Source organism: Candidatus Thiosymbion oneisti, from assembly GCF_900092655.1.
GTDB classification, from domain to species: Bacteria; Pseudomonadota; Gammaproteobacteria; order Chromatiales; family Chromatiaceae; genus Thiosymbion; species Thiosymbion oneisti.
Window position 1 is genome coordinate 1 of record NZ_FLUY01001057.1, and the last position, 1,270, is coordinate 1,270.

Here is a 1,270-nt window from a genome sequence, read left to right on the forward strand (position 1 = left end):
GTAGGCTGGGGTGAGGAACGAACCCCAGCGTTGGTTATTGCTGGGTTTTGGCCGTCCCTGGCCGCAACCCAGCCTACCGCCTACGGTCCCTTTTTAGACAGCCTCTAAGGGCTGTTGACTTTTAGAAGGTCCGCGCAGAGGACCCTACGCTAACTTGGTTCTGCGGGATCTAAGCAGGTGGGACGAGGCGTCCCCGGCGGATGGGGTTGACCAGGCCAGGTGTGCGGTTGTCCGGAGTTTGACTTCCCAAACTGGGCCGTTTCACCGACATTTCAAACGGCGATGCTCGATGGCCGGAAAACTGCGGCGCACCGAGGCTTGGGAGTCCCTTTCCAGTGGGTAACAGATGCAGCCCGTACCGCGGGGTATCCGGGCCAGCACCGCGCCCCAGGGGTCGACGATCATACTGTTGCCGTAGGTCTCACGGCCGTTGACATGATAGCCCCACTGGGCGGCGGTGACCACGTAGGCCAGGTTCTCGATGGCCCGCGCCCGCACCAGGGTTTCCCAGTGGGCCTTGCCCGTAACCGCGGTGAAGGCGGCAGGTACGGCAAGCAGCTCCACCCCGCTGTCGAGCATGTGCCGGAACAGCTCCGGGAAGCGCAGCTCGTAACAGACCGCTACGCCGAGCCGCCCGCAAGGGCTGTCCAGGACGATGATATCCGCGCCGGGCTCGATGGTAGAGGACTCCGTGTATTGCTCATCGGCGCCGGGGATATTGACATCAAACAGGTGGATCTTGTCGTAACGGGCGACCCGCTCCCCGCGCCCGTTGAAGACCAGAGAGGCCGCACGGGCCCGACCGGCGTCGTCGGCAACCAGGGGAATGGTGCCGCCAACGATCCAGACTCCGTACCGGGCGGCCGCCTCGGAGAGGAATGACTGCAGCCGCCCATCGCCATCCCATTCACGCAGCCTAAGCACGTCCTGCATTCGTCTTCCCATGAAGGCGAAGTTCTCGGGTAGCACCACCAGGCCGGCGCCGGCGTCTGCGGCCGCGCGGATCAAGCGTTCCGCCTCCTGCAGGTTGGCCCTGACATCAGGGCCGGTTGTCATCTGGACGGCGGCAACCTTGGGATTAGAGTTGGACATAGCAAGGGACAATCGGGGTTTACAGAACTACAAGGGATCAGCCTGCCGAAAACGTCGCCCGGGCAACCAATGTTGCAAAATAAAACAATCGTTTTTAATCTGGGTAGTGGCTAATGTATAAGTGATAACATGACCAACGGTACTGGCTACTATGTCCCCTCTCCCGCCGGGAGAGGGG

The 1,270-nt window shown here is 62.0% G+C and carries 1 protein-coding gene; it reads right to left on the minus strand.

The features are described 5' to 3' along the window. Nucleotides 1-261: 261 nt before the first annotated feature. Nucleotides 262-1,092, minus strand: a complete 831-nt coding sequence (locus BQ17_RS10830; protein ID WP_089726949.1) for a carbon-nitrogen hydrolase family protein — start codon at nucleotides 1,090-1,092, stop codon at nucleotides 262-264. Nucleotides 1,093-1,270: the final 178 nt, after the last annotated feature.

What these genes read in the sequence shown, in the direction of transcription:
- BQ17_RS10830 (WP_089726949.1), bottom strand. Translation starts at nt 1,092, where the DNA reads ATGTCCAACTCTAATCCCAAGGTTGCCGCCGTCCAGATGACAACCGGC.